Source organism: Jannaschia sp. W003 (assembly GCF_025144335.1).
Lineage (GTDB): Bacteria > Pseudomonadota > Alphaproteobacteria > Rhodobacterales > Rhodobacteraceae > Jannaschia.
On the sequence record NZ_CP083539.1, the window covers coordinates 761143 to 780959 of the forward strand.

The following is a 19817-nucleotide window of genomic DNA, read 5'->3' on the forward strand; positions in this document are numbered from 1 at the left end:
GCCCCCTTCATCCTGGCGGAAATACTCCGGGGAGCGGGAGGGGCTGGCCCCTCGCTCCTCAGGTCTCCGCCCGCGTCCGCTCCCCGAAGATCGCCGACCCGACCCGCACGTGCGTCGCGCCGTGGGCGATGGCCTCCTCGAAGTCCGCCGACATCCCCATCGACAGCCCCGCCAGCCCGTTGCGCGCCGCGATCTTCGCCAGCAGCGCGAAGTGCAGCGAGGGCGTCTCGTGCTCGGGCGGGATGCACATCAGCCCCGCGAGCGGCAGGTCGAGGGCGCGCACCTCGCGCACCAGCGCGTCGGCCTCGGTGGGGGGCACGCCGGCCTTCTGCGGCTCCTCGCCGGTGTTGACCTGCACGAAGAGGCGCGGGCAGCGGCCCTCCTGCTGCGCGATGTCGGCAATGCGCCGGGCGAGCTTCGCCGAGTCCACGGTGTGGATCGCGTCGAAGAGCCCCACCGCCGCGCGCACCTTGTTGGATTGGAGCGGGCCGATCAGGTGCAGCTCCACGCCCGGGAAGGCCTCCTTCCATGCGGGCCACTTGCCTTGGGCCTCCTGCACGCGGTTCTCGCCGAAGCAGCGGTGGCCGGCATGCAGCACGGCCTCGACGCGTTCGGGCGGCTGGACCTTGGAGACGGCGACGAGGGCGACCTCGGCGGGCGAGCGGCCGTGGCGCTCGCAGGCGGCGCGCAGGCGCTCGGTGATGCTGGGCAGGGTCATGGGCGCATGGGAAGCGCGGCGCGGGGGTGGATGCAAGGGCCCCGAAACGAAAGGAGCGGGCCCGAAGGCCCGCTCCCCTGCGTCGTGATCCGGTGGGATCAGAAGCTGAACTGGAAGCCCAGCGAGTAGCGGTCTTCGTCGCCCGCACGGGAACCGCCCGCGCCGTCGTCGCTGTAGCCGTAGCCGGCCACGACCGAGGCGCCACCGCCGAGGTCGAACCCAGCCGACAGGCCGAAGCCGTCGACATCGACGCCAGCGGAGTCGAACTCACCGTAGTTGGCCGAAAGCGAGATCGGGCCCGAGTTGTAGCCCACGCCGAGGCCGAGGTGCTCGGTGTCGGTCGAAACGCCGGCGGTGGTGGAGTCGAGCTCGGAGTAGTTCACGCCGACGGTGAAGTTGTCCATCAGGGTGGTGTTGGCCGAGATGCCGTAGATCTCGCGCTCCATACCCGGACCCATGTCGACGGTCTGGTAGCCGAAGCCCAGGCCGACGGTGGTGGCGCCGAGGGTCAGGTCGTAGCGCAGGCCGAGACCGTAGATCGCGTCGTTGTCGGCCGCCGAGTCGTCGAGCTCGATCGAGGCAGCGACCCCGAAGGCACCGGCCGAGAAGTCGTAGCGCAGGATCTGACCGTCATAGAGGCCGTCGAGGCCCGAGTTGCCCGAGTAGCCAGCGTGCTCGGTCTCGTCGTCGGCGATCGAGCCGGAGTTGAACGCGACCTCGGTGAGGCCCCAGTCGAAGCCGCCGTCGGTGTCGCCCATGGTCAGGGTGCCGAAGGCGCCCGACAGGAAGATCGACACGCCGCCGTCTTCGGCGTCGTTGCCGGTGGCGTCGTCCACGAAGTTTACGGTGGCGTCGTCCAGCGAGAACGTGTCGGCGAAGTCGACCAGCGTGTTGCGGTTCTGGTCGACGGGGGTGACGTTCACGTTCGACAGGCTGCCCCGGTCGGCGGTCACTTCATCGATGTCGACCGAGGTACCGAAGGCCAGGCCGCCGTCGGTCTCGCCGGTCATCGTGAAGGTCACGTCGACGTCGGTGTGGAACTGCAGGTCGGTGCCGGGAGCGTCGTTGTCGAACAGGCCCATCTCGGCGGAGCCGGACAGCGTGATGTCGGCCGAGGCGACGCCGGCGAAGGCGACGAGCGCGGTCGAGGCGAAGAGAACGTTCTTCATATGGTTTCCCTCAGGTCTTAAGGATATCCCCACCACGGGAATCGCGTTGGGCGTGGTGGTCGTTTCGGCCATCTGCGGTGGCCTCGCAAGAAAGCCCCGCCGGCCCGCCCATGATGGCCCGGGCCTTGGTGCAGTCTTGCCACACCGCCCCCACGGGCCGGCCGGGGCCCCGCCGCGCGCCTGCCGCGCGCGAGAAAGGGCCGCTTGGCACCGCCGCGCCCGCCCTATAGGCAAAGCGCCAATTCCCACGGGCGCGAAGGAGCGCGGACGATGGCATCCACCGGCACTCTGGCGAAGGCGGCACGGCTCTCGGTGCTCGCGTCCGCGGTGGCGCTTGCGGGCTGCGACACGGTGGGGCCGTTCCGGCTGGGCCAGCGCGCCGCGGCGGAGGCCGCCGGCACGCCCGCGGCCAGCCGCCGCTCCTCGGTGTTCGACCTGTTCGAGAACCGCGACGACCCGAACGTCACGCTGGAGGTGAACCGCTACCTCTGGGCCGCCACGCTCGACGTGCTGGGCTTCCTGCCCGTCCGGCAGGCCGACCCCTTCGGCGGCGTGATCGAGTTCGGCTACGGCACGCCCCCCGGCGGTGGCCGTGCCTACGCCGCCACGGTGCTGATCCAGGACCCCGCGCTCGACGCCCGCTCGTTGAAGCTCTCCATGCGCACCCGCTCGGGCGCCGTGGACCGCGGGACCCTGCGCGAGATCGAGAACGCGATCCTCACCCGCGCCCGCCAGCTGCGCATCCGCGACAGCCGCCTCTAGACCCCTCATCGGCCCCCGCCCCGCGGAAGGGCCGCCCGGAGCCGACCCCATGGACTACGACACCAAGACCCTCGAGCCGAAGTGGCAGCGCGCCTGGGACGAGGCGGGGCTGTTCCGCGCCGAGGTCTCGGACCGCCCCAAGTGCTACGTGCTCGAGATGTTCCCCTACCCGTCGGGGCGCATCCACATCGGCCACGTGCGCAACTACACGATGGGCGACCTCGTCGCGCGCTACCGCATGGCCCGGGGCTTCTCGGTGCTGCACCCGATGGGCTTCGACGCCTTCGGGCTGGCGGCCGAGAACGCGGCCATGGACCGGGGCATCCACCCCAAGGAGTGGACCTACGCGAACATCGCCGACATGACCGCGCAGTTAAAGCCGCTGGGATTCACCCACGACTGGACGCGCACCTTCAACACCTGCGACCCGGAATACTACGGCCAGCAGCAGGCGCTGTTCCTCGACATGCTGGAAGCGGGCCTCGTCTACCGCAAGCCGGCGGTGGTGAACTGGGACCCGGTGGACATGACCGTGCTCGCCAACGAGCAGGTGATCGACGGGCGCGGCTGGCGCTCGGGCGCCGAGGTGGAGCGGCGCGAGCTGACCCAGTGGGCCTTCGCGATCTCGTCCATGGCCGACGAGCTGCTGGAGGGGCTGGAGAGCCTCGACAAGTGGCCCGACAAGGTGCGGCTGATGCAGGAGAACTGGATCGGCCGCTCCCGCGGGCTGGAGATGCGGTTCCCGATGTCCGAGCCGGTCCACGGGACCGGCGCCATCGAGGTCTACACCACCCGCCCCGACACCCTGCGCGGCGCCGCGTTCGTCGCCATCGCCCCCGAGCATCCGCTGGCGAAGGCGCTGGCCGAGCACGACCCCGCCCTCGCCGCCTTCGCCGTGGACGTGCGCCGCGGCGGCACCACCGAGGCGGCGCTGGAGACCGCCGAGAAGCGGGGCTACGACACCGGGCTGACCGTGGAGAACCCGCTCGGCGGCACGCTGCCCGTCTGGGTCGCGAACTTCGTGCTCATGGATTACGGCACCGGCGCCGTGTTCGGCTGCCCCGCCCACGACCAGCGCGACCTCGACTTCGCGCGGAAGTACGCGCTGCCGGTGATCGAGACGTTCCGGCCCGTGGACGCCGAAGCCTTCGCCGTGGACGCCGAGGCCTTCGTGCCGCCGAAGACCGAGGTGGTCGACTACATCGACAACCCCGCCGGCGTGGGCCGCGCGACGGGAACCGAGGCCATCGACGCCACCGTCGACTGGGCCGAGCGTGAAGGCTTGGGCCGGGGCCGGGTGCAGTACCGCCTGCGCGACTGGGGCCTCTCGCGCCAGCGCTACTGGGGCTGCCCGATCCCGGTGGTTCACTGCGATGCCTGCGGCGTGGTGCCGGAGCGCAAGGAGAACCTGCCCGTCGTCCTCCCCGACGACGTGAGCTTCGACGTGCCTGGCAACCCGCTCGACCGCCATCCGACCTGGCGCGATGTCCCTTGCCCCAAGTGCGGCGCCGCCGCCCGGCGCGAGACCGACACGATGGACACCTTCGTGGACTCGTCGTGGTACTTCGCCCGCTTCACGGCGCCCCATGCGGCGACGCCCACCGACATGGCGGCGGCCGAGTACTGGATGAACGTCGACCAGTACATCGGCGGCGTGGAGCACGCGATCCTGCACCTCCTCTATTCGCGCTTCTTCGCCCGCGCGATGATCCGCACCGGCCACCTGCCCGAGAGCGCGCGCGAGCCCTTCGAGGCGCTGTTCACGCAAGGGATGGTGACGCACGCGATCTATCGCACGAAGGGCGAGGACGGGCGCGACCGGTTCCACTACCCCGAGGAGGTGGAGCTGCGCGACGGCGGCGCGTTCCTGAAGGACACCGGCGAGGCGGCCCAGGTGATCCCCTCGGCCAAGATGTCGAAGTCCAAGAACAACGTCGTCGACCCCCAGGCCATCATCGCCCGCTACGGCGCCGACACCGCGCGCTGGTTCGTGCTGTCGGACAGCCCGCCCGAGCGCGACGTGGAGTGGACCGCCTCGGGCGCCGAGGCCGCGCACCGCCACCTCGCCCGCGTCCACCGCATCGCCGCCGACGTCGCCCGCGCCGACCGCGCCGCGAACGAGCACGACGCAGCCCTCGCCCGCGCCGTGGCCCGCGCCGTGCGGGAGGTCACCGACGGCATCGAGGGCTTCGGGTTCAACAAGGCCGTGGCCAAGCTCTACGAGCTGACGGGCACGATCTCGCGCTCGGACGCGGGCGCCGAGGCGCGCCGCGCGGCCATGCGGACCCTCGCCCAGCTCATGGCGCCCATGACGCCCCACCTCGCCGAGGAGGTCTGGGCGATGCTGGGCGGCGAGGGCTTCGTGGTCCGCGCGCCCTGGCCCGAGGCCGACCCAGCGCTGCTGGTCGAGGACACGGTGACGCTGCCGGTGCAGGTCAACGGCAAGCGCCGCGCCGAGATCGCCGTGGCGAAGGACGCGTCGAAGGACGTCATCGAGGCGCTCGCCCTGGCCGATCCGGCCGTGATGCGCGCGCTGGACGGCGGCAGCCCGCGCAAGGTCATCGTGGTGCCGGGGCGGATCGTGAATGTGGTGGCGTAAGGCGCCCCTCCTCGCCGCGGCGGCCTTGCTGGCCGCCTGCGGATTCACGCCCGTCTACGGCCCCGGCGGGCAGGCCCTTCCGTTCCGCGGCGAGGTCCGTGCCCAGGCGCCCGACACCGAGGAGGAGTTCGCCTTCAACGGCCGCATCGAGCAGCGGCTCGGCCGCCCCGCCTCGCCGCGCTACGACCTCGCCTACGTGCTGGTGACCGAGGAGACCGGGCTGGCGATCGACGGCTCCAACAACATCACCCGCTACAGCGTCGAGGGCACGCTCGGATGGACCCTTGCCGAAGAGGGCGCCACCGTCCTGCGCGGCGAGGAGCGGGCCTTCACCGCCTACTCGGCCACCGGCTCCACCATCTCCACGCTGGAGAGCGAGCGCGACGCGCGGCGCCGCCTCATGGTGATCCTGGCCGACCGCGTGGTGGCCCGGCTCTTGGCCGACGGCGCGTGAACCTGCGCGGCGCCCAGGCCGAGGGCTTCCTGCGCAAGCCCCCGAAGGACGCCGCCGGCGCGCTGATCTACGGCGCCGACGCCATGCGCGTGGCCGACGCGCGCGCGCGCCTGGTCCGCGCCGTCGCCGGCGAGGGCGCCGCCGAGGAGATGCGCGTGACGCGGCTCGGCCCGCCCGAGCTGAAGGGCGAGCCGGGCGCCGTGCTCGACGAGCTGAAGGCCGTGGGCTTCTTTCCCGGGCCCCGCGTGGTGGTGGTGGAGGGCGTCACCGAGGCGCAGGCGAAGCCCGTGCTGGCCGCGCTCGACGGCTGGGCGCCGGGGGACGCCGCCCTCGTCGTCACCGCGGGCGCGCTCAAGAAGACCTCCAAGATCCGCAAGGCGTTCGAGGCGCACCGCTCCGCCGCCGCCGTGGGCCTCTACGACGATCCGCCGGGGCGCGAGGAGATCGAGGCCGCGATTCAGGCCGAGAACTTGCGCCTCACGCCCGAGGGTCGCCGCGACGTGGACGCGCTGGCGCAGGCGCTCGACCCCGGCGACTTCCGCCAGACGCTGACGAAGATCGCGCTCTACGCGGGCGACGAGGTGGCCGGCCCCGAGGCCGTGGCCCTCATGGCGCCCGCCACCGTGGACGCCGACCTCGACGAGGTGATCCACGCCGCCGCCGAGGGGCGCTCGGACGCCATCGGCCCGCTGATGCGGCGACTGGCGGGGCAGGGCGTCTCGCCCGTGCAGCTTGCCATCTTCGCGACGCGACACTTCGGCCAGCTCCACGGCGCCGCGGCGGGCACCGCCCAACCCTGGGGCCCGCGCCGCGACGCCATGCAGCGCCAGGCCCGCGCCTGGGGCGGGCGGCGGCTGGAGGGCGCGCTGGCTCTCCTGATGGAGACCGACCTCGTCTTGCGTTCCGCGTCCAGCGCCCCTCAGATGGCGGTGATGGAGCGCGCGCTGATCCGCCTGAGCCGGATGGCCGCCGCCCGCGACTAGGGAGCAGGCGATGTATCGATTGCACGGACGGATTCGCAGCAGCCGGACCATGCGGCCCCTCTGGCTGCTCGAGGAGCTGGGGGTTCCCTACGAGTTCGTCTCCCTGATGCCCCGCTCGCCCGAGGCGCTGGCCCTCAGCCCACTGGGCAAGGTGCCGATCCTGGAGGCGGCGGACGGCACGGTGATCCTCGACTCGGTCGCGCAGATGCACTTCCTGGCCGACGTCCACGGGGGCTTCACGCATCCCGCCGGCACCGTGGCGCGGGCGCGGCAGGACGCCTTCACCTTCGCGGTGCTGGAGATGCTCGATGCCAACCTCTGGACCCTCGCGCTGCACGGCTTCGGCCTGCCCGAGGCGATGCGCGTGCCCGAGGCCAAGCCGCCCGCACGGCGGATGATCACCATGTTCTCCACCAAGATCGCCGACATGATGGACGGCGAGCATGCCGTCGGGGACGGCCCCACCGTGGCCGACATCCTGCTGGCCCAATGCACCGCCTGGACATTGGTCGTGAAGGTCGACGTCGACCCGCGCCTGCGTGCGCACATGGACCGGATGCGCGCGCGCCCCGCCTACGCCCGCGCCACCGCCCACGAGGAGGTCGCGGCATGAAGGTCGGCGTCTGGGGCTTGGGGTCCATGGGCCTCGGCATGGCCCAGAGTCTCGTGCGCGCGGGCCACGAGGTCGCGGGCTTCGACCCGCGCGGCGTGGCATTGGAAGGTGCGGTGGACGTGCCCCCCGGCGCCATGGACGGCGCCGTGGTCGTGGTGCTGAACGCGGCGCAGTTGGAAACCGTGGTGGGCGAGCTGGCGGGCGCGCTGCCCGAGGGCGCGGTCGTGCTCGCCTGCGCCACCGTGCCGCCCGACACGGCCCGCGCGCTCGCGGAGCGGTGCCGGGCCGCGGGCCTCCTCTACCTCGACGCGCCGATCTCGGGCGGCGCAGCCAAGGCCGCCGAGGGGCGGCTCAGCATCATGGCCTCGGGCGAGCCGGCCGCCTTCGCGCGCGCCGAGCCGCTGCTCGACGCCATGGCCGAGACGGTGTTCCGCCTCGGGGATGCCGCCGGCGCGGGCAGCGCCATGAAGGCGGTGAACCAGATGCTCGCCGGCACCCACATCGCCGCCATGGCCGAGGCAATGGTGTTCGGCGTGACGCAAGGCATCGACCCCGCTCGCTTCATGGAGGTGATCCCCCGCTGCGCCGGCACCTCGTGGATGCTGGAGAACCGCGGGCCGCACGTCGTCGATGCCGACTACGCCCCCCGCTCGGCGGTGGACATCTGGCCCAAGGACCTCGGCATCGTCGCCGCCATTGCGGAAGCGGCGGGCATCGAGATGCCGGTGATGCAGGCCGCCCTCGCGCGCTTCCGCGAGGCCTCCGAGGCGGGGCTGGGGGGCGAGGACGACGCCGCCGTCGCCAAGGTCTACGCCCGCCAGGCCGGCGTGGCGCTGCCGTGAGCGAGGCCCGCCTGCGCGAGGAGATCTGCCGCCTCGCCGCCGACCTCTTCGCGCGGGGGCTGACGCACGGGTCGACGGGCAACGTCTCTGCCCGTACCGAGGACGGGGGGCTGCTGGTCTCGCCCACGGGCGCGAGCTTTGGGCGGCTCGACCCCGCGCGGCTGGCCCGCTTCGACGCCACGGGGGCCCATGTGGACGGCGACGCGCCTACCAAGGAGATGCCGCTGCACACCGCCTTCTACGACACCCGTGGCACGGCGGGCGCGGTTGTGCACCTCCACTCGGCGCACTCCGTGGCACTCTCGCTCCTGCCCGATGCCGACGAGGACGACTTCCTGCCGCCCCTCACGCCCTACGCGGTAATGCAGCTCGGCCGGGTCAAGCTGCTGCCCTTCTTCGTGCCGGGCGACCCGGCCATGGGCGAGGCGGTTCGGGGCCTCGCGGGGCGCCGCTCGGCCGTGATGCTGGCCAACCACGGCCCCGTGGTGGCGGGGCGCGACGTGGCCGCCGCCTGCGCCGCCGTCGAGGAGCTGGAGGCCACCGCCCGGCTCGCCCTGATGACCCGCGGCATGGGCGCCCGCGCTTTGGACGCGGCGCAGGTCGGCGCCGTCGTGAGGAGGTTCGACATCCCATGGGACTGACGTTCAGCGCCAACCTCGGGTTCCTGTGGGCCGACCGCCCGCTGCCCGATGCCATCCGCGCCGCCGCCCGCGCGGGCTTCGACGCCGTGGAGTTCCACTGGCCCTACGACACGCCCCCCGAAGCGGTGCGCGCCGCCCTGGACGAGACCCGGCTGCCCTGCCTCGGCCTCAACACCCGCCGGGGCGACACCAACGGCCTGTCCGCCATGCCCGGGCGCGGCGAGGAGGCGCGCGCCGCCGTGGACGAGGCGGTGGCCTACGCCCGCACCGTGGGAGCGGGCGCGGTGCACGTCATGGCGGGCTTCGCGGAAGGCACCGCGGCGGACGCGGCCTTCCGCGAGACGCTGGAATACGCTTGCGACGCGGCGCCCGAGCTGACGATCCTGATCGAGCCCCTGAACCGCTTCGACGCGCCGGGCTACTTCCTGCAGACCACCGGACAGGCGGTCGTCCTGATCGACGCACTGGCGCGGCCCAACCTCAAGCTGATGTTCGACTGCTACCACGTGCAGATCACCGAAGGAGACCTCACCCGCCGCTTCGCCGCCGTGCGCGGCGACGTCGGCCACGTGCAGTTCGCCGGGGTGCCGGACCGAGGCCCGCCCGACCGGGGCGAGGTGGCCTACGAGCGGTTGCTGCCCGCGCTGGAGTGGGACGGGCCGCTGGGGGCGGAGTACCGGCCGGGCGGGGATACGGATGCGACGTTGGGATGGATGGCGGGGTTCCGCTGAGGGGCTTTGCTCCCGGCCCTCCGGGCCTCCCCCAAGGTATTTATGAAACGAAGACACAAGGCACGCCCCGGCCCTGCGCCGGGGCCTCTGCCAGCAGTTGGTGCTACCCCTCGGGCGGGGACGCAGCTTGCACCCACCGCGCCGCGCTCGCCCCCGCCCAACGCCCCGTGGCGAGACACGCCGTCAGCAGATAGCCCCCCGTCGGCGCCTCCCAGTCCAGCATCTCGCCCGCCGCGAAGGTGCCGGGGCGATCCCGCAACATCAGCGCGTCGTCCACCGCGTCCCAGCGCAGGCCCCCGGCGGTCGAGATCGCCTCGTCCATGTCGCGGGGCCCCTCCAGCGGGACGGGGAGACGCTTCACCGTGGCGGCGTCCGGCAGACCCGGCCCCCCCAGTTCGCGCAGCAGCGCCACCGCGACGGGATCGAGCCGCAGCGCCTTGCGAAGGTGGTTCGACACGCTCGCCTTCCCGCGCGGGCGGGCGAGGCGGGCCGCGACCTCAGCCTCCGCGAGGTCGGGCTTCAGGTCCAGCGCCAGCGGCGCGCCATCCCGCAGGGCAGGGGTGAGGGGGTAGAGGCCGCCGCCCTCCAACCCCTTCGCCGAGACGACCACCTCGCCCCGGTGAACCTCGCCGCCCACCACCAGCCCCGCGTTTTTCAACGGTGCCCCGAAGTGCCGCGCCATGTGCGGCGACCACGCGACCTGGAAGCCCACGTTCGAGGGCCGGAACGGCGCCACCCCCTCCAGCACCTCGGCCCACGCCCCGTCCGATCCGAGCCGCCGCCACGACGCGCCCCCCATCGCCAGCACCGTGGCCCCGAAGCGGTGCACGACCGGTCCGTCCGGCGTCTCGAACCGGAGCGCATCGCCCTCCCACCCCGTCCAGCGATGGCGGCGGTGCAGCACGACCCCCATGCCCGCCAGCCGCGCCAGCCACGCGCGCAGGAGCGGCGAGGCCTTCATGGCCCGTGGGAACACCCGCCCCGTGGAGCCCGCGAACACCGGCTGGCCGAGGCCCTCCATCCACCGCTCCACGTCCCCCGGCCCGAACGCGTCGAGCATCGGCCCCAGCGGCGCGGCCCCGTAGGCGGCGCGGAAGCGGCCCGCGTCCTCGCGCTTCGTCGCATTCAGCCCCGACTTGCCGGCCATCAGGAGCTTGCGGGCCGGACTCGGCATCCGGTCGAACACCGCCACCCGTGCCCCGGAGGCGGCGGCCACCTCGGCGGCGGCCAGCCCCGCCGGTCCCGCCCCGATCACCGCGATTGCCGCCTGCGCCCCGTGCCCCATGTCAGCGCCCATGCGCGAGACCGTCCCCGAAGGCAACGCCCGCGACCCGGACACGGGATTCCCGCTCTGCGCCCTGTGCGAGCGCCCCATCCCACCGGATGCCAAGCAGTCCCTCCACCACCTCGTCCCGAAGCTGCGCGGCGGCAAGGGCGGGCCGGTCGTGCTGGTCCATCAGATCTGCCACAACGAGATCCACGCGAGCGCCTCGGAGGCCGAGCTGGCGCGGCTCTACGCTACGCCCGAGGCCCTGCGCGAGCACCCCCGGCTGGCAAAGTTCGTCGCGTGGGTCCGCAAGCGGCCGGGGGCGTTCCACTCCAAGACGCCGGGCGCCCGGCGGGGGTGGAAGCGGAAGTAGGCAGCGCGCCGGGGCGCGACCGCCGCCTCTCAACTCGAATGATCCACGAAAGGCGCGTCGTCGCCCCAGAGCTCGCGGATGCGCGCGTCGCGCCCGCAGCCCTCGCGGTAGCGCTTGTAGGCGGTCGCCTTGGTGATCGCGACGCCCACCGAGGTGATGCCGAGGCGGTCCTCGGACTTGTAGTAGTCCTGGTGGTAGTCATCGACCGGGAAGAACTCGGAGGCATCCAGGATCGGGGTCACGATGGGCTGCCCCAGCTCCGCCTCGGCGGCGGCCTTGGCGGCTTCGGCCGCGGCGCGCTGCTCGGGGCCGTCGGCGAACACGGCCGTGGTGTACTCCAGCCCCCGGTCGCAGAACTGGCCGCCCGCATCCGTGGGGTCGATCGAGCGGAAGAACAGGTCCATGAGCTGCCGGTAGCTCACCACCGCGGGGTCGAACGGGATCGCGACCGCCTCGATGTGGTCGCCTGAGCGGCGGTAGACGGGGTCGGGTGTGGTGCCGCCGGTGAAGCCCGACACCGCGTCGCCCACGCCGGCGACGCTCTCGAAGTCGCTCTCGACGCACCAAAAGCAGCCGCCGGCCACGGTGGCGGTCTCGGCGGCGGCGGGCGCGGCCAGGGGCAGGAGGGCGAGGGCGGCGAGGGCGAGGCGGGACATGGGCGGGCTCCGGGGCTGGGTCGCGAGAGGTCTGGGGCCTCAATGCCCCGCGCGCCAGCCACGTTTCATCACGGCCCCGTGGGGGCGGTCAGCGCAGCCACCGGAACACCAGCGGGGCGCAGGTGATCACCAGCACGATGCGCGTGACGTGATGGACGATCACGTAGGCCACGTCCGCCCCCGCCACGATCGCCATCACCGCCATCTCGGCCTGCCCGCCCGGCGAGAAGGCGAGGATCGCGTCGAGCGGCGGCGCGAGGCCGAGCAGCACCACGGCCTCGGCGAACACTGCGGCCAGCGCGGCCAGGATCGCGGCGTGGCCCAGCCCGGCCACGAGGAAGCGGCGCACCTCGGCGAGCGTGATGCCGGAGTACTTCACGCCCACCACGATGCCGATGAAGAACTGCGCCGCCTGGATCGCCTCGGCCGGCGGGCGCGCCGCGATCACGCCCGCGAGCGAGAGCGCCGCGGCCAGGATCAGCGGCCCGAGGATCGAGGCGCCGAACAACCCCACCCGCTTGGCGATCCGCCACCCGGCGATCCCTGCGGCGGCCATGACGGCGAGCTGACCCGCCCCGTAGTCCCGCGCTGGCGCGCCGGGGGCGAGGGTGAGGTCGGCGTCGTAGGCGAACACCAGGAGCGCGGGCACGATGGTCACGATCATCAGCACGCGGGTCGCATGGAGCAGCGACAGGGCACGGGCGTCGCCGCCCGCCTCCTCGCCGAACAGCAGCATGTCCTGCAGCCCGCCGGGCATGGCGGCGTAGAAGCTGGTGGCCGGGTCGAAGCCGCAGACGCGCCGCAGGTAGGGATAGCCCGCCACGCCGGCGGCCAGCAGGAACAGCGGCGCGAGCAGGAGACTGAGGCCCATCGAGGGGAGCTGGCCGACGAGCGCGGGCGTGATCGAGGCGCCCACGGCCACGCCGAGGATGGTGCGCATGGCGTCGGTCAGCGGCGCCCAGGCGGCGAGGCGCAGGCCGAGCAGGGCCGCGGCGAGGCAGGCGAAGAGCGGGCCGAGCAGGAAGGGCAGGGGGAGGGACGCCGCGTGGAAGGCGGCGACGCCGACGACGGAGACGGCGAGGGTGGAGAGGAGGCGCAGGATCACGGGCGGGCCGGGCGGGCGGCGCAGGGTGTGTGGGTGCCACCACGCCCCGGCCTTGCGCCGGGGCCTGGGGGTGCCGCTTGCGCTTCGCTTCGGGTCGTGTCGCGGGTCGTGGGCCGAGGCCCCGGCGCAAGGCCGGGGCGCGGCGCGCAAAGCGGCGGACGGACCGCGTCGGGCCACCCCGACCGCGCCGCGGGGGGCTGCGCGCCCCCGCGGGTCACTTCGAGACCCGGCGGTTCCGGTTGGCCACCAGCTTCAGGCGCAGGGCGTTGAGGTGGATGAAGCCCTTGGCGTCGCGCTGGTCGTAGGCGCCGGCGTCCTCCTCGAACGTCACGTGCGCCTCGGAGTAGAGCGAGTGGTCGGACCACCGCGCCACGGTGCGGGCGGAGCCCTTGTAGAGCTTCACGCGAACCGTGCCCGTCACGTGCTCCTGGGACTTGTCGATCAGCGCCTGCAGCATCTCGCGCTCGGGCGAGAACCAGAAGCCGTTGTAGATCAGCTCCGCGTAGCGGGGCATGATCGAGTCCTTCAGGTGCCCGGCGCCCGCATCCAGCGTGACCTGCTCGATGCCCCGGTGCGCCTCGAGGAGGATGGTGCCGCCCGGCGTCTCGTAGATGCCGCGGCTCTTCATGCCCACGAAGCGGTTCTCCACGAGGTCGAGGATGCCGATGCCGTGGCGGCCGCCCAGTTCGTTGAGCCGGGTCAGGATCGCAGCCGGCGACATCGCCTCGCCGTCGATGCTCACCGCATCCCCGCGCTCGAAGCCGATCTCCACGGTCTCGGGGGCATTCGGCGCGTCCTCGGGGCGCACGGTGCGCTGGAGCACGTAGTCGGGCGCCTCCTCGGCTGGGTCCTCCAGCACCTTGCCCTCGGACGAGGTGTGCAGGAGGTTGGCGTCCACCGAGAACGGCGCCTCGCCGCGCTTGTCCTTGGCGATCGGGATCTGGTGCTTCTCGGCGAAGTCGATGAGCTTGGTGCGGCTGGACAGGTCCCACAACCGCCAGGGCGCGATCACCTTGATGTCGGGGTTCAGCGCATAGGCGGCCAGCTCGAAGCGGACCTGGTCGTTGCCCTTGCCGGTGGCGCCGTGGGCCACCGCGTCGGCGCCCTCCTGTGCGGCGATCTCCACCAGCCGCTTGGAGATGAGGGGACGCGCGATCGAGGTGCCGAGGAGGTACAGTCCCTCGTAGAGCGCGTTAGCCCGGAACATCGGGAACACGAAGTCGCGCACGAACTCCTCGCGCAGATCCTCGATGTGGATCGAGGCGGCGCCCATCATCTCGGCCTTGGCGCGCGCCGGCTCCAGCTCCTCGCCCTGACCGAGGTCGGCGGTGAAGGTGACGACCTCGCAGCCGTACTCCGTCTGCAGCCATTTGAGGATGATCGAGGTGTCGAGGCCCCCGGAATAGGCCAGGACCACTTTCTTGGGCGCGTCCATCTGTCTCTCCGTCTGATGGCCGCGCCCTAGGCCGGATCGCCCCGGCCCGCAAGGAAGGGCCGGGGCGGGGGCGTGCTACTCCGCCTTCTCGCGCTCCACCTCGGGGGCCGCCTCGAGAGCCTCCTTGGTGGTGTTCAGCCCGAGGAAGTACTCCGCCTCGTCGTCCTCCTCGCGCACGCCGCGCAGGGCGTCCCAGCGCACGGCCACCTGCCGCTCGCCCATGCCGAGGAAGCCGCCCACGTCAACGACCACCGCCTCGAGCGTGCCGTCCACGCCGATGATCAGGTCGCCGATCTCACCGATGTCGTCCCAGCCTTCCACGGTGCCGGCGGGCAGCGGGACGGTGGGGTCGATCTCCTGGTCGACCACGTGGACGCGGGTGCCGATCAGCGTGGTGGCGAGGTAGCGCTCGCCGTATTCCACGTCGTTCACGGCGAAGGGGTCCATCGCGTGGGCGTCGGCGAGGGCGGCGCCGGGCGCGAGCGCGAGGGCCAGGGCGAGAAGGGGGCGGGGGGTCATGGGACACTCCTGTGCGTTGCGGCGCGCGGGGGCGCCTCGGGGGGTCAACGCCGGAAGCGCCGCGAAGGTCCGCGGGCTTGGGCGGACGCGTTCCGGCGAGGCCTTCGCGTCTGGCCGCGAAGCGGTTCCGATGTCGGACCACCTGTGCCTCCTCCTCCGCAGTCTCGCGGCCGTCGGCATCCCTTCGCCTCGACCCGGCCCGCGACCCCCATCGAGCCCGCCCCGGTCCCGACCCTTCCACGGGCCCGCCTCGACGGTCGTGCGGTGCAACCCCGACGCCCGGCGCGGTCCTCCTCCGACACGCCCGCTTCCGCCCGCGCCCGCTCCGCCGCCTGCCTCCGGCACGGCCTCCACCTGGCCCCCGTCCCGCCGCCGCACCCCTGCGCCCTGCGTTGACGCCCGCCCGGGCGCGGCCTAACCCCGACCGAACCCCTCGGGAGGCGCCGATGCTCGGCTGGAAGCTCTTCGTTCGCGCGGTCACGCTCGTGACCGACCACCTGCCGGCGGCACTGCGCCTGTCGCTGCTGCCCTATGCGGCGGTGGTGCTGGTGGACGCCGCGCTGACGCTGCGCTGGCCCGAGGCGGCGCGCAACTTCGATCCCGCCACCCCGCCGCCCGCCGGCTTCGGCGGCGCTTCGCTGCTGGCGCTGGTGGTCAGCCTCGCGGCCTCGCTGTGGATCGCGGTGAACTGGCACCGCTACACCCTGCGCGGCGAGCCGCCCCGGGGCTGGGTGCCGCCGCTGCACGGGGCGCACGCGCTGCGCTACCTCGGCCGCTCCATGGGCGTGGGGCTGGTGGTGGCCGCGGCGGTGCTGATCATCGGCATCGTGGCCGCGCCCTTCGCGGCGGTGATCGGGCCGGGCGTGATGGCGGGGGTGGTGCCCGTGGCCGGGTTCTTCGTGGGGCTGGTGCTGTTCTACCGCCTCGGCCTCGCGCTGCCGGCCGCGGCGGTCGACGCGCCGCTGAACTTCGGCGACGCCTGGCGCCGGACGCAGGGCATGACCGGCCCATGCGCGGTGCTGGCGCTGCTGACCGCGGCGACCGCGCTGCTGCTGCAGGTTCCCACGATCCTCGACGGCCCCGACGCGGGCGCGGTGACCGTGATCTACCAGGCGGTCGCGGGCTGGATCTCGCTGATGGTGGGAGTGGGCACGCTGAGCGCGCTCTACGGGCATCTGGTCGAGGACTGGCCCGTTGACTGACGCCGCCGCCGCGGCGGCCGCCGGCTTCGCCGCGCGCGCCCGCGCCGCGACCGAGGCCATGCGCGCGGTGTTCCCGGCCACGCCGCTCCTGCGCAACGACTTCCTGTCGGCGCGCCACGGCGCCGACGTCTGGCTCAAGCGCGAGGACCTGACGCCCGTGCGCTCCTACAAGCTGCGCGGCGCGTTCAACGCCATGCGCGCGCTGGACGGGCAGGCCGTGGCCTGCGCGAGCGCGGGCAACCACGCGCAGGGTGTGGCGTGGATGTGCGCGCAGATGGGGCTGCGGGGCGTGATCTTCATGCCGGTCACTACGCCGGGGCAGAAGATCGACAAGACCCGCGCCTTCGGCGGCAGGCATGTCGAGATCCGCCTCGTGGGCGACTTCTTCGACGACACGCTGGCCGCCGCGCAGGCGTGGTGCGCCGAGTCGGGCGCGCACTTCCTGTCGCCCTTCGACGACTGGGACGTGATCGAGGGGCAGGCCAGCGTCGCGGTGGAGATGCTGGAGCAGCTCGGCGGCCCGCCCGACGTGCTGGTGGTGCCCGTGGGCGGGGGCGGGCTGTCGGCGGGCATGCTGCGCTACCTGCGCGCCGAGGGCGCGATGCCCGAGGTGCGGCTGGTGGAGCCGGCGGGCGGCGCGAGCCTTGCCGCGGCCTTGCGCGAGGGCCACCCCGTGACGCTGCCCGACGTCGACACCTTCGTGGACGGCGCCGCCGTGGCGCGCATCGGCGCGCGCCCCTTCGAGGTTCTGCGCCAGGTGCCGCCCCAGCACGTTCTGCGCGTGCCCGAGGGACGGCTCTGCGTGACGATCCAGGAGATGCTGAACGTCGAGGGCATCGTGCTCGAGCCGGCCGGTGCGCTGGCCATTGACGCGCTGCGCGACCTCGGCCCCGAGATCGAGGGGCGGCGGGTGGTCTGCGTCGCCACGGGCGGTAACTTCGACTTCGAGCGGCTGCCGGACGTCAAGGAGCGCGCGATGCGCTTCGCGGGCACCAAGAAGTACTTCGTGCTGCGCATGCCCCAGCGCCCCGGCGCGCTGCGCGACTTCTTGGAGCTGCTCGGCCCCGACGACGACATCGCCCGCTTCGAGTACCTCAAGAAGTCGACGCGCAACTTCGGCTCGGTGCTGATCGGCATCGAGAGCACCGATCCGGGTTCCCTGCGCGCCCTCGAGGCGCGCATGGGGGGCCTGGGCATGCAGTGGCGCGACATCACCGACGATCCCACGCTGGGCGAGCTTGTGATCTGAGGGCGCCCGCCGGCCGCGCCCGCCCCAGTCGGCCACCGTCCTATCCCCGCGCCAGCACCGCGGCGCGGCTGCGGGCGACCAGCGCCGCGATCGCCGCGCCCGAGGCCGCGCGGCCCGCGGGCGCCGCCTCGGCCGCCTCGGCGGCGGCCCGCGCCAGCGCCCCGAGTCCGATGTTGAGAGCGCCCGAGCGCAGGAAGTGCGTGGCCTTGGCATGCTCCGCGTCGCCGAGGCCCGAGGCGAGGCGCGCCACCTCAGCCGACGCCTCGTCGAGGAACATCAGGAGCACCGCCGACAGATCCTCCTCGCCAACCTCCTCGGCGAGTTCGGCGAGGCGGTCGAGGTCGAGCAGCGGGTCTTCGGCGAGCGTGTCCATGCCCTCCTCCTGCCGCGCGGGGGTTAAGGCGGGGTCAACGCCCGGCGCCGTCTCGCTCGCATTCTCCCCTTAACCCCCCCTTCACGCCTCGCGGGCCAGCACCGCGCCGATGGACGGATCCCAACCCTGCCCGGCGCCCCCGCGGCCCGGCGCCCCGCCCGGCGCGGACCGGCCCGTGGTGCTCGTGGTCGACGACAGCGCCGCGCAGCGGCGACTGGTCTGCGCGGTGCTGGCGCGGATGGACCTGCAGGTGCTCGCGGCCGACTGCCCGCACGAGGCACTCGCCCTCGTGGCGGGACGGGGGGCCGCGCCGGTCGACATGGTGATCTCGGGCTGGCAGCTTCCGGGCATGGACGGTCCCGCGTTCTGCCGCGCCTTCCGCGCCCTCGGGGCGGAGCGCTACACCTACTTCCTCCTGACCACCGCGCAGAGCGACGGCCGCGCCAAGGCGCTCGGCCTCGACGCGGGCGCCGACGACTTCGTGACCCGCCCCGTGGGCATGGCCGAGCTGCGCGCACGCGTGCGCGCCGGCCTGCGCATGATCGCCATGCAGGAGGATCTGCGCCAGCGGAACGCCGAGGTCGCCGCCGCGCTGGGCGAGCTGCAGGCGATCCAGGACGCCGTGAACCGCGACCTGGTCGAAGCGCGCCGCATCCAACGCGCCTTCCTTCCCCCCGACGGTTCGCGGATCGGCGGCCACGCGATCGGCCTGCGCCTCCTGACCCAGGGGCCGGTGGGGGGCGACCTGCTGGGCCACTTCGCGCTCGGCGACGGGCGTCTCGCACTCTACTCGATCGACGTGTCCGGCCACGGCATCGCCTCGGCGCTGCTGGCGGGGCGGTTGGCGGGCCTGTTCGCCGCCGACGACGGCGGGCGGAACGTCGCCCACCGCGATCCGCGCGGCCCGCCCGATCCGCCCGAGACGGTGATGGCGCGGGTTAACGCGATCATGCTCGGCGGCCTATGCGAGGACATCTACTTCACCGCCGCGCTCGCCTACCTCGACCGCGCCACCGGCGCGCTGGAGCTGTGCCAGGCCGGCCATCCCCACCCGCTGCTCCGGCGCGCGGACGGCCGCGTGGAGGCGCTGGGCGACGGGGGCCCGCCCGTGGGCCTGTTCGGCGGCGCCCGCTTCGAGCGGACGCATGCACGCCTCCATCCCGGAGACGCGCTGCTGCTCTACACCGACGGTCTGACGGAGTGCACCGATGCGGGCGGCGCGATGCTGGGCGACGAGGGGCTAGCGGCGCTGCTGGCCCGGACCGGGGACGCGGCGCCCGCGGCGGCGCTGGACGGCATCGAGGCAGGGCTGCGCGCCCATGCCAGCCCCGTCCCCTTCGACGACGACGTCTCGATGCTGCTGATCCGCCGGGATGCGGGGTGAGGCCGGTCGCGCCGGCCCGGGGTGGCGAGGCCGCGGCGATGGCGGGATGCGGCAGGCAGGGAACGGCTCCGCTCCGAGAAGGGGCTTGGTCGCGAGCGTGCGTGGAAGGGGCGGCGGGATGCGGGGCGATCCCCGACGCTCATGACCACGGTCCCGCCTTCCCCGAGGCGCCGCGCACCCGTCGCCGCGTCTGCGCTCGTCCCTTTCCGGCGCCCGCAGCGCCGGGACGTCATCCCCCCCGCGCGCCCCCGCGGGCCAGCCACGCCCGCAGCAGCGCCGCGTCGCCCGGGCTCGCCAGCCTGCCCGCCGCGGCGCCCGGCGCCATCCACACCGCCCGGTGCCCCGCCTCCAGCGGCGGGCCGCGCCGCGGTCCCGCCCGGCCGAGGTACACGTGGCACAGCTTCTCGGCGTGGAACCCGTACTCGTGCATCCAGGTGAACCGCCGGTAGGCCCCGAGGCGGCAGAGGATGCGGCAGGCGTGGCCCGTCTCCTCCAGAACCTCGCGCGCCAGCGCCGGCAGCGCGCTCTCGCCCGGATCGATCCCGCCGCCGGGCAGCTGGATCTCCGGCCCGTGCTCCGCCGTCTGCTCCGTCAGCAGCAGGCCCCGCGGGCCGAGGAGGATCGCGTAGGCGCCGGGGCGGAGGCGGTGGCGCACGCCGCGGGCGGGCGGCGGGCCGTGGCGGGGGATCATGGGGGCCTCCGGAGGGTTGGTCGCGCGCGCTCCTGTCCCTATATCGCGCCC

21 protein-coding genes are annotated in these 19817 nt (G+C 73.6%); 12 read left to right on the plus strand and 9 right to left on the minus strand.

Annotated elements, in window-relative coordinates:
* Window positions 1–58: 58 nt before the first annotated feature.
* Complete coding sequence (locus K3554_RS03580; protein WP_259943664.1) at window positions 59–718, minus strand: YggS family pyridoxal phosphate-dependent enzyme; 660 nt, start codon at window positions 716–718, stop codon at window positions 59–61.
* 98 nt (window positions 719–816) lie between these two features.
* A complete protein-coding gene (locus K3554_RS03585) occupies window positions 817–1887 on the minus strand; it encodes a porin (RefSeq protein WP_259943666.1) in 1071 nt (356 codons plus the stop codon).
* A gap of 270 nt (window positions 1888–2157) precedes the next feature.
* Between K3554_RS03585 and K3554_RS03590 the strand changes: the two genes are divergently transcribed.
* Genes K3554_RS03590 through K3554_RS03625 form a run of 8 tightly spaced genes read left to right on the plus strand, consistent with a single transcriptional unit; the run spans window position 2158 to window position 9512 of the window.
* Entirely contained in the window at window positions 2158–2649 is a 492-nt protein-coding gene (locus K3554_RS03590; RefSeq protein ID WP_259943669.1) for a DUF3576 domain-containing protein, read from the plus strand.
* Window positions 2650–2698: 49 nt separating this feature from the next.
* The gene (gene leuS / locus K3554_RS03595) at window positions 2699–5248 is read left to right on the plus strand and encodes a leucine--tRNA ligase (RefSeq protein WP_259943671.1); all 2550 of its coding nucleotides are present in this window, start codon (window positions 2699–2701) and stop codon (window positions 5246–5248) included.
* On the plus strand, window positions 5235–5702 hold the full coding sequence (gene lptE, locus K3554_RS03600; RefSeq protein ID WP_259943674.1) for an LPS assembly lipoprotein LptE: 468 nt from the start codon (window positions 5235–5237) through the stop codon (window positions 5700–5702). Before leuS ends, lptE begins: the two co-directional genes overlap by 14 nt.
* Window positions 5699–6685 carry a DNA polymerase III subunit delta gene (gene holA / locus K3554_RS03605; protein WP_259943677.1) on the plus strand — a complete coding sequence of 329 codons (987 nt, stop codon included), beginning with the start codon at window positions 5699–5701 and terminating at the stop codon, window positions 6683–6685. The genes lptE and holA overlap by 4 nt, the downstream gene beginning before the upstream one ends.
* 49 nt (window positions 6686–6734) lie before the next feature.
* On the plus strand, window positions 6735–7298 hold the full coding sequence (locus K3554_RS03610; RefSeq protein ID WP_259943680.1) for a glutathione S-transferase family protein: 564 nt from the start codon (window positions 6735–6737) through the stop codon (window positions 7296–7298).
* A complete protein-coding gene (locus tag K3554_RS03615; protein ID WP_259943682.1) occupies window positions 7295–8140 on the plus strand; it encodes an NAD(P)-dependent oxidoreductase in 846 nt (281 codons plus the stop codon). Before K3554_RS03610 ends, K3554_RS03615 begins: the two co-directional genes overlap by 4 nt.
* Window positions 8137–8781 carry an aldolase gene (locus K3554_RS03620; protein WP_259943684.1) on the plus strand — a complete coding sequence of 215 codons (645 nt, stop codon included), beginning with the start codon at window positions 8137–8139 and terminating at the stop codon, window positions 8779–8781. The genes K3554_RS03615 and K3554_RS03620 overlap by 4 nt, the downstream gene beginning before the upstream one ends.
* Window positions 8778–9512 carry a hydroxypyruvate isomerase family protein gene (locus K3554_RS03625; protein WP_259945769.1) on the plus strand — a complete coding sequence of 245 codons (735 nt, stop codon included), beginning with the start codon at window positions 8778–8780 and terminating at the stop codon, window positions 9510–9512. The genes K3554_RS03620 and K3554_RS03625 overlap by 4 nt, the downstream gene beginning before the upstream one ends.
* A 103-nt stretch (window positions 9513–9615) precedes the next feature.
* On the opposite strand, the gene K3554_RS03630 is transcribed toward K3554_RS03625, so the two are convergent.
* A complete protein-coding gene (locus tag K3554_RS03630) occupies window positions 9616–10809 on the minus strand; it encodes a TIGR03862 family flavoprotein (RefSeq protein ID WP_259943685.1) in 1194 nt (397 codons plus the stop codon).
* Here K3554_RS03630 and K3554_RS03635 point away from each other — a divergent pair.
* Complete coding sequence (locus K3554_RS03635; protein WP_259943687.1) at window positions 10808–11152, plus strand: HNH endonuclease; 345 nt, start codon at window positions 10808–10810, stop codon at window positions 11150–11152. The genes K3554_RS03630 and K3554_RS03635 overlap by 2 nt on opposite strands.
* A 29-nt stretch (window positions 11153–11181) precedes the next feature.
* Here the strand turns inward: K3554_RS03635 and msrA are convergent, their stop codons facing one another.
* From msrA to K3554_RS03655, 4 genes are all read right to left on the minus strand, one after another.
* Window positions 11182–11808: a peptide-methionine (S)-S-oxide reductase MsrA gene (gene msrA / locus K3554_RS03640; protein ID WP_259943689.1), complete on the minus strand. Its 627-nt coding sequence runs from the start codon at window positions 11806–11808 to the stop codon at window positions 11182–11184.
* An 88-nt stretch (window positions 11809–11896) separates the two neighbouring features.
* Window positions 11897–12913 carry an AbrB family transcriptional regulator gene (locus K3554_RS03645; protein ID WP_311200365.1) on the minus strand — a complete coding sequence of 339 codons (1017 nt, stop codon included), beginning with the start codon at window positions 12911–12913 and terminating at the stop codon, window positions 11897–11899.
* A 214-nt stretch (window positions 12914–13127) separates the two neighbouring features.
* Window positions 13128–14348: an argininosuccinate synthase gene (locus tag K3554_RS03650; RefSeq protein WP_259943691.1), complete on the minus strand. Its 1221-nt coding sequence runs from the start codon at window positions 14346–14348 to the stop codon at window positions 13128–13130.
* Between the two features lie 75 nt (window positions 14349–14423).
* Window positions 14424–14867 carry a PRC-barrel domain-containing protein gene (locus K3554_RS03655; protein WP_259943694.1) on the minus strand — a complete coding sequence of 148 codons (444 nt, stop codon included), beginning with the start codon at window positions 14865–14867 and terminating at the stop codon, window positions 14424–14426.
* A 446-nt stretch (window positions 14868–15313) separates the two neighbouring features.
* Here K3554_RS03655 and K3554_RS03660 point away from each other — a divergent pair, with 446 nt between their 5' ends.
* Together K3554_RS03660 and ilvA are read left to right on the plus strand one after the other, a co-directional pair.
* A complete protein-coding gene (locus K3554_RS03660; RefSeq protein ID WP_259943697.1) occupies window positions 15314–16069 on the plus strand; it encodes a hypothetical protein in 756 nt (251 codons plus the stop codon).
* Window positions 16070–16127: 58 nt separating this feature from the next.
* Complete coding sequence (ilvA, locus tag K3554_RS03665; RefSeq protein WP_259945775.1) at window positions 16128–17318, plus strand: threonine ammonia-lyase IlvA; 1191 nt, start codon at window positions 16128–16130, stop codon at window positions 17316–17318.
* Window positions 17319–17358: 40 nt separating this feature from the next.
* Here ilvA and K3554_RS03670 read toward each other — a convergent pair whose 3' ends face one another.
* Complete coding sequence (locus K3554_RS03670) at window positions 17359–17691, minus strand: histidine kinase (protein WP_259943700.1); 333 nt, start codon at window positions 17689–17691, stop codon at window positions 17359–17361.
* Between the two features lie 109 nt (window positions 17692–17800).
* Here K3554_RS03670 and K3554_RS03675 point away from each other — a divergent pair, with 109 nt between their 5' ends.
* Window positions 17801–19075, plus strand: a complete 1275-nt coding sequence (locus K3554_RS03675) for a PP2C family protein-serine/threonine phosphatase (protein ID WP_259943703.1) — start codon at window positions 17801–17803, stop codon at window positions 19073–19075.
* A gap of 229 nt (window positions 19076–19304) precedes the next feature.
* Here the strand turns inward: K3554_RS03675 and K3554_RS03680 are convergent, their stop codons facing one another.
* A complete protein-coding gene (locus tag K3554_RS03680; RefSeq protein WP_259943706.1) occupies window positions 19305–19766 on the minus strand; it encodes an NUDIX domain-containing protein in 462 nt (153 codons plus the stop codon).
* Window positions 19767–19817 lie beyond the last annotated feature (51 nt).

Bases quoted from the DNA above. Each gene is read 5' to 3' on its own strand.
- K3554_RS03650 (WP_259943691.1), bottom strand. From the start codon at position 14,348: ATGGACGCGCCCAAGAAAGTGGTCCTGGCCTATTCCGGGGGCCTCGAC.
- K3554_RS03670 (WP_259943700.1), bottom strand. From the start codon at position 17,691: ATGGACACGCTCGCCGAAGACCCGCTGCTCGACCTCGACCGCCTCGCC.
- lptE (WP_259943674.1), top strand. From the start codon at position 5,235: ATGTGGTGGCGTAAGGCGCCCCTCCTCGCCGCGGCGGCCTTGCTGGCC.
- K3554_RS03675 (WP_259943703.1), top strand. From the start codon at position 17,801: ATGGACGGATCCCAACCCTGCCCGGCGCCCCCGCGGCCCGGCGCCCCG.
- ilvA (WP_259945775.1), top strand. From the start codon at position 16,128: ATGCGCGCGGTGTTCCCGGCCACGCCGCTCCTGCGCAACGACTTCCTG.
- K3554_RS03660 (WP_259943697.1), top strand. From the start codon at position 15,314: ATGCTCGGCTGGAAGCTCTTCGTTCGCGCGGTCACGCTCGTGACCGAC.
- K3554_RS03615 (WP_259943682.1), top strand. From the start codon at position 7,295: ATGAAGGTCGGCGTCTGGGGCTTGGGGTCCATGGGCCTCGGCATGGCC.
- msrA (WP_259943689.1), bottom strand. From the start codon at position 11,808: ATGTCCCGCCTCGCCCTCGCCGCCCTCGCCCTCCTGCCCCTGGCCGCG.
- K3554_RS03590 (WP_259943669.1), top strand. From the start codon at position 2,158: ATGGCATCCACCGGCACTCTGGCGAAGGCGGCACGGCTCTCGGTGCTC.
- K3554_RS03680 (WP_259943706.1), bottom strand. From the start codon at position 19,766: ATGATCCCCCGCCACGGCCCGCCGCCCGCCCGCGGCGTGCGCCACCGC.
- K3554_RS03585 (WP_259943666.1), bottom strand. From the start codon at position 1,887: ATGAAGAACGTTCTCTTCGCCTCGACCGCGCTCGTCGCCTTCGCCGGC.
- leuS (WP_259943671.1), top strand. From the start codon at position 2,699: ATGGACTACGACACCAAGACCCTCGAGCCGAAGTGGCAGCGCGCCTGG.
- K3554_RS03630 (WP_259943685.1), bottom strand. From the start codon at position 10,809: ATGGGCGCTGACATGGGGCACGGGGCGCAGGCGGCAATCGCGGTGATC.
- K3554_RS03580 (WP_259943664.1), bottom strand. From the start codon at position 718: ATGACCCTGCCCAGCATCACCGAGCGCCTGCGCGCCGCCTGCGAGCGC.
- K3554_RS03655 (WP_259943694.1), bottom strand. From the start codon at position 14,867: ATGACCCCCCGCCCCCTTCTCGCCCTGGCCCTCGCGCTCGCGCCCGGC.
- K3554_RS03635 (WP_259943687.1), top strand. From the start codon at position 10,808: ATGCGCGAGACCGTCCCCGAAGGCAACGCCCGCGACCCGGACACGGGA.
- K3554_RS03610 (WP_259943680.1), top strand. From the start codon at position 6,735: ATGCGGCCCCTCTGGCTGCTCGAGGAGCTGGGGGTTCCCTACGAGTTC.